Raw genomic sequence first — 6,281 nt, 5'->3', positions numbered from 1 at the left:
TCTATAGAAGCGTTCCACCGCATAACCGGTTGCGGCCGGTTATGCGGCGAACTGGTTTTCGTAATTTTCAGTAGTCGACCCCCTGAGCGACTTTGCTTGCCCGCTGCGCTGCCCATACGGCAGGCGCCTGATAGGTATTCATAGCCTAGAGCGCGATTGCTGTAGCTATAGGCTATGAAGAATCAGCAGAAACCCCGATTTGCATGAGCCGTTTATCAAGGCGTCGCCAAGGGCGGATGCTTTGAAAGAGCGACTGTTCGACGAACAGAACTCTGCTCGAGCTATTGTTGGAGTCGCCCTGCATGGAGGCGAGAAACGGGGGCGACTCCCTTTGCCATATTGTCTGCGAGCAGCCGTACTGCCTACTGTGGTGCCCATGTGCCGCTACAGTGCGAACAGCACCTTCTTGGAGCCTGCGTCCATCCTTGCTGCCAGGTCCTCGATTCTGCCGTATTCCATGCATTGGGCTTGACAGTGCTGAACGCAGGTGGGTTGCTTGCCGGCGGCCACGCGTTTACCGCATCCGTCGCACTGGGCGGTGATGGCTGGCAAATACGAGAGCTGCCACAAGCCGTCGCCGAACTCCCGCGGCCCTATCTGGTTCAGAAGGATGCCTGTCTGGCCTACCGGGAGGGCATGCTCCATCTGGCATGCCATCTCGCACGAGTGGCAGCCGGAGCACCACTCGGTGTCGATCAGAAGTCCGTATCCCATCGTCTATTCCCCTTCCTTGACCTTGTAGAGCTTGCAGATCGAGGTTTTGTAGTTAGCACCGAAGCCGCTCTTGCCGCATTTCATGGGCACGAGGTTGTTGATGTTCACGTCGAACACGTCGTACAGGTTCTCTGGGCCCTTCTCCGGAAGCCACCAACCATGATCGCAGGACACCACGCGAGGGTCGACGATCGGGGTGATCTTGATGGTTCGCTTTGCCCGCCCCATCTGGTTCTCGACCCATACCCATTCGCCTTCCGTGAATCCGAGCTCTGCGGCGGCGTCCGGGTGGATCTCGATATAGGGCCACGGGTCCATACGGCGCAGTCGGTCTACTTGGCGATGTTCTGAATGGAAAGAGCTCCATCGGCGAGCGCCCGTGGTCAGCACGAAGGGATACTCCTCCATAAGCTCGGGTGTAGAGCCGGGGCCGGGTTCGGGCTCCTCGAAATAGGGCATCGGGTCGAGCCCGCATTGGTTGTAGAACGTCGACCACAGCTCGATGCGCCCGGTTGCGGTGTTGAATCCGGGCTGTCCGTCAGCGCGCAACCTGCCGGTCTCGTAGCGTCTATACTCGAACGGCAGATAAACCGGCGCCTTCTCGCGCAGCTCGTCGATATCCATGCCCGTGCTGGCGATCATAGAGGACAGCATCTCGTCGACGGTCTCCCATGGCCAAGCAGCCGGGTTGAGCCGCTTGCCTATGAGCAGGTTTATCTCGGCGTCGGACTTGGCCTCGCCGATCTGGGTTACCTTGTTGATAACCTCGCCGCGCTGCAGGCCGTCGCCCAAGCGCAGGCCGTTTTTCTCGGGATAGGTTGCAGCAGGCAGGACCACATCGGCAATTGCCATGGCGGTAGGCGTCATGAACAGGTCGATCACGACGTTGAACTCAAGGCGCAGCAGGCCCTCCATAACGCGCTTGGGATCGGCGGCCATGCAGGCGATGGCGTTGTTGGTCTGCAGCCATGAGCCGCGCATCTTGTAGGGCTTGTCGGTGAGCAGCGTGTCCAGAAGGTCGTCGTTGGAGGCAACCTGGAAGCCCAGCCTCAGCAGCGGGTAATTGGCTAGGCCGATGCGCTTGGCCTTCTGCTCGTCGCTGATGAGCTCGCCACCCCAGCCGCCGGAATAGGCGATGAGCTCGACGGGGAAGATGTTCCCTCCGGGGATATCGACGTTGCCGGTGATTTGGAACAGGCCGACGATAGCCTGACCTGCCGGCAGGGCCTCACGCACCATGTCGACGGCCAGCCCCCACTGCATGGCGCAGGGTTTGCTGTTGGCGAGCAGTCGTGCTGCGCGCTGTATTTGCTCGGGTGACACCCAAGTGATCTCGGCAACCTTGTCAACCGGATACTCCTGCACGCGCTCGGACAGCTCCTCGAAACCGTAGCACCACTTGTCCACGAACTCGTGGTCGTAAAGGCCCTCGTTGACGATGACGTTCATCATGCCGAGAGCCAGCGCGGCGTCGGTGCCGGGGCGCAGGCGCAGGTGCTCCTCGGCTTTGAGGGAGAGCCATGTGACGCGCGGGTCCACCATCATGATCTTCATGCCGCGCTTCATCAGATCGATGACCCAATGGCCGTAGAAGCCGTCGGAGTTAGCGCGTAGCGGATAGTTGCCCCAGATGACCATCAACTCGGGAACGATGTAAGCCGGGTTGTCGTAGCGGTCGACGAACTGTTGGGAGCAATCGGCCACCGTGTAGCTGCCGCAGGTCGCGGCCATTCCGGCAACGCGGGGCAGATAGCATGCATTGCCGGAAAGGGCAAAGCAGCAATAGTTGGGCGAGCCGTAGGACCAGGCGATGCGGGTGATCCAGCTGGAGATGTCACGTCCGGTTCCTTGGCCGAAGAGCACGGTCTCCGCTCCGTGCTCTTCGCGGATCTCGATGAGCTTGCCGGCCACGTAGTCGATGGCCTCGTTCCAGCTCATGCGTTCCCATGCGTCTTTGCCCCGGTCTTTGGGATTGCGCCTCATGGGATAGAGCAGGCGGTCCTTGTGGTTGGTGACTTCGGGCAGATCCAGGCATCGAACGCATAGGCGGCCTTGGTTGAACGGGTTCTCCGGGTCTCCCTCCACCTTGACGAGCTTTCCGTCGTCGTCGGTGTAGAGCAAGACTCCGCAACCCTCATGGCAGCCGGGACCGGTCCATGCGCTGCCGCGTGTCACGGTGTAGTCGTCCTCCTTGTACTTCCAAGGCTTCTCGTGCTCGACAAGTCGGTAATCCTTCTCTCCCATGCACTTCTCCTTCCCCTCTTCTCTGCTTGCGGTGCCACGCCGATCGGTTAGAATGGGCGGAAGCGATTGCAATGCCCCTCTGGTGTGCTGCAGAGCCCGTCTCTGGCTCTGGGCCGAGCCGATCGACGTGGTTTCCCGAACTATAGGATCGTGACGTGCGACTTGGTATATCTGGAAAGTCTGAAACCCGCCGACTCGCCTAGTACGAAACGGATAAATCAGAGGAGATGGTTAAGTGACGGAAGGTATTAAACCATCGTATGAGCAGGGGGAAAGGGGTTCGGTATCCCTTCTTATCAGCCTTGTGATGGGTTTCTCGCTATTTTGGTCGAGTTTTTACACCGCGCTGATCCACAACGCCGCCATCGATGACACAGCTGCTGTCGAGACGATCTCCCCGCTGGCGCCCGTTGCCCTGTGCGCCGGTATGGTGGTCATGGCCGTTGCGAGCAATCGATGGTCGGATTTTCTCTCGGTGCAGAAAGGGCATCGTTTCCTGTGGGCTTTGGTCTGCGCGAGCCCCGTTGCTCACGGGGCCGTGTCTTATGCGCAGTTCGTCATCGACTTGCACGTCCCCGTGCTCGTTGTATTCGTGGCGAGCTTTCTTCTGGGAATCGGGCTTTCCGCGCTTCTGCTTTTGTGGTCGGAGCTCTTGACGGCTTTCACGAAGAATTTCACATCCAAGGTCCTTTCCTTCTCTATGGCCGGCGGATCCTTGCTCTATTTCGTTGGTAATTGCCTGCCTGACGGTGCGGGCATAGCCTTCACGTGCCTTTCCTTGCCAGCGAGCTTGGCGATACTCGTAGTGCTGGAAAGAGAGATTCCCCAAGCGCCGTTTGTCTCGCGTAAGGAGTCCATGGCGCGGCATCGTCTCACAAAGCCAATCGATGCTCTCAACACCCTTTACGGAGCGGTATTCGGTATCGCCATATTCGGTCTGTCAGATGCCGAAAGCCACCCTTGGCTGCACGCGGGCATATCTTTGGCCATCGTGACGGGCGCTTTGCTGATGATTCCGTATCTTGGGAAGAACACCGACAAGATGATGCACGGCAAGGTACAGAAGATTCTCTTCCCTTTGCTCGTAATCGGCCTCCTGCCCATGCCGTTCGTTGATCCGCCGCTGAAAACGTTGTGCATCCTTGTTATCCTCGTTGGCTATGTATGGCTGACCCTCGCCAATCTCGATTCCCTCTTCTGCCTCGTCAAGCGCTTTGGGGTGTCGCCGTTTTATCTCACCGGCCGAGGGTTTGCCCCCATTATCGTGGGAGTGGCCATCGGCTATGCCGTGGGTTTCCTGTCTGCCTTCACGCATTCTGTGGGCAGCGATATTCTCACCTGGGCGTCGCTCGTCTTGGTGATCCTTCTTTCCGTGTTCGTTACGGTAATCCCCTTCGACAAGGATCAGCTTGCCGGCGAGCACGATGAGGAGGGCGGCGCGACGGAAACCCATGAGCAGGGTGGAGGTCGTTGGAAGAAGAGTTGCGAGACGGTGGTGAAGCGGTACGGCCTCTCAGCACGTGAGACGGAAGTGTTCTACTTGATCGCCAAGGGGTGGGGATCAGACTATATCCAGTCAAAGCTCTATATATCCCCGCATACGGTAAAAGCGCATAGGTATAGCATCTACAAGAAGGTTGGCGTGAGTTCAAGGGATGAGCTCATGATGGTTGTTGAGAAGATAATGGCTGACAAGGACGATGATTCAGCGCTTTAAGGGTTCGGAGTGATGGGCCCTCGGAATATCCCCCCGCTTTCCTTGCCATCCTCAATTTTGTCGGATGGCCGAGAAAGCGGGGTGTGAAAGGGCAGCTCTTCGGGACTGAGAATGCCTTCGGTTCGAATGGTGCGCAATGCCTAATGCGAGCACAGGGGGGCGTCGGGGAGGTCGATGCCCAGGGCGCCGGCGGCGAGGCCGCGGAGCTCTTCGAGGGTGAGCTCGTAGCAGGCCAGGGCGTCGATCCAGCGGCGCAGGCAGCGGCGGCCCTTGTCGGTGAGCGAGAACAGGCGCTTGGCCGAGCCCTCTTCCGGCGTGTCCCATACGGAGGTGACGAGCTCGGCCTCCTCCATGCGCTTGAGGGCGCGGTAGATGCCGGTGGCGTCGGGCTTCTTGCCGCCGAACATGGGGGACTCCGCCGCCTGCTGCACGATGACGTAGCCGTGCAGGGGCTTGTCGGAGCAGGCGAGCAGCGTGAGGATGGTGGGCTGCGACAGGCGGTTGAGCGACTTGCCGAGCTCGGCGCACTCCTTCATATCCTCGTCGGACTTGGGATGGCAGCTGCTCCACATGGGCGGGACCTCTTTCTCGCGAGAATGGACTTCGCCCCTGTGCTCCGGCATCGGCTGCGCGGAGGGTGGACGCGTCTCCTTAGGTAGAATTGCAAACACTATCATCTCATAACTAGTTGCAATATGCCAATATTTTCTTGGCGTTTTGGCGGGGAGAGGGCGAACGGCGCTCAATCTCCCCGTGCGGAGGCGGGGCGGCCGGGAGAGCGAGCGGCGCCCCGATCAGCCGTGAGGAAGCGGGCGGCGGAGCGGTCAGGGCGCTCGCGCTTGCGGCCGCCCCGACCGCCAAACGGTTGCCCCTTGACGGCTGTCGGGTGCTCGACATAACAATTGACCTGCGCAAACTAAAAAACCTCGCACCGTTCGCCGCTTTGATCGTACCGTTAGGGAGGCCGGTAGGCCAGTCGCCAAGAACACGGTGCCCAGCTACCGAGTTCATCCTTGGGAGGGGATGCCGCCTTTCTATCATGGATGCATGGACCGGGACGACCGCGGTAGCGGTGCGCCGAGGCGCGAGAGCGACAAGGGAGGCGATTGCATGCACGAGGACGTTCACAGCCATGCGCGCAGGCTCGACAATGCAGAGGCCCGCGTCGTGGAGCGCTCTGTTTTCGGTAAGGGTCCCACCCGTCGAGCCAAGGCGGCTGCCTTCGAGCGCAAGCCGGTTCTGGGCACGAAGCGGGACCAATCGGTTATCGATGCTTTCTTCGCCGCGCAGGACACCAGCCCTTCGCCCGATGCGGGGAAGGAGGGCGGCCTCCCGGTCCCCGACGACCTCGAGGACCCGCCCTCGACCTGAAGGGGCTTTCCAGCACCGCCCCTTCAGGCATGCGAGCCGGGCAGAAAAGGCGCTAGCTGAACAGGGCGAGCTTCTTCTTGCCGAGGTCGATCTTCTCGGCAAGCTCCTCGAGCGTGCCGCAGTACAGGCAGCCCGCCTGGCAGTGCTGCACGCAGGTCGGCGGCTTGCCGGCCGCCTGGCGGCGGGCGCAGCGGTCGCAGCGGTCGGTGGGGACGGGCACGAACTCGTACTGCCA

Annotated in this window: 5 protein-coding genes and 1 pseudogene; 2 read left to right on the top strand and 4 right to left on the bottom strand. The window is 60.4% G+C overall.

The window, feature by feature from the left end:
• Positions 1-384: 384 nt before the first annotated feature.
• Positions 385-714, bottom strand: a complete 330-nt coding sequence (locus GPA_RS08980; RefSeq protein WP_015539668.1) for a 4Fe-4S dicluster domain-containing protein — start codon at positions 712-714, stop codon at positions 385-387.
• Positions 715-717: 3 nt separating this feature from the next.
• Positions 718-2,958: a molybdopterin-dependent oxidoreductase gene (locus GPA_RS08975; RefSeq protein ID WP_015539667.1), complete on the bottom strand. Its 2,241-nt coding sequence runs from the start codon at positions 2,956-2,958 to the stop codon at positions 718-720.
• A gap of 235 nt (positions 2,959-3,193) precedes the next feature.
• Between GPA_RS08975 and GPA_RS08970 the strand changes: the two genes are divergently transcribed.
• Complete coding sequence (locus tag GPA_RS08970; protein WP_041239367.1) at positions 3,194-4,675, top strand: helix-turn-helix transcriptional regulator; 1,482 nt, start codon at positions 3,194-3,196, stop codon at positions 4,673-4,675.
• Positions 4,676-4,815: 140 nt separating this feature from the next.
• On the opposite strand, the gene GPA_RS20395 is transcribed toward GPA_RS08970, so the two are convergent.
• Entirely contained in the window at positions 4,816-5,247 is a 432-nt protein-coding gene (locus tag GPA_RS20395; protein ID WP_015539665.1) for a PadR family transcriptional regulator, read from the bottom strand.
• Positions 5,248-5,785: 538 nt separating this feature from the next.
• Here GPA_RS20395 and GPA_RS08960 point away from each other — a divergent pair.
• Positions 5,786-6,046 (top strand): hypothetical protein, encoded by a 261-nt coding sequence (locus tag GPA_RS08960; protein ID WP_041239366.1) that lies wholly within the window; start codon positions 5,786-5,788, stop codon positions 6,044-6,046.
• A gap of 52 nt (positions 6,047-6,098) precedes the next feature.
• Here GPA_RS08960 and GPA_RS08955 read toward each other — a convergent pair.
• Positions 6,099-6,281, bottom strand: a pseudogene (locus tag GPA_RS08955) (oxidoreductase); the annotation flags it as partial.

It is taken from the genome of Gordonibacter pamelaeae 7-10-1-b, from assembly GCF_000210055.1.
Taxonomy (GTDB): domain Bacteria; phylum Actinomycetota; class Coriobacteriia; order Coriobacteriales; family Eggerthellaceae; genus Gordonibacter; species Gordonibacter pamelaeae.
This window is presented reverse-complemented; position numbering and strand designations above follow the sequence as displayed.

Bases quoted from the DNA above. Each gene is read 5' to 3' on its own strand.
- GPA_RS08975 (WP_015539667.1), bottom strand. From the start codon at position 2,958: ATGGGAGAGAAGGATTACCGACTTGTCGAGCACGAGAAGCCTTGGAAG.
- GPA_RS20395 (WP_015539665.1), bottom strand. From the start codon at position 5,247: ATGTGGAGCAGCTGCCATCCCAAGTCCGACGAGGATATGAAGGAGTGC.
- GPA_RS08980 (WP_015539668.1), bottom strand. From the start codon at position 714: ATGGGATACGGACTTCTGATCGACACCGAGTGGTGCTCCGGCTGCCAC.
- GPA_RS08960 (WP_041239366.1), top strand. From the start codon at position 5,786: ATGCACGAGGACGTTCACAGCCATGCGCGCAGGCTCGACAATGCAGAG.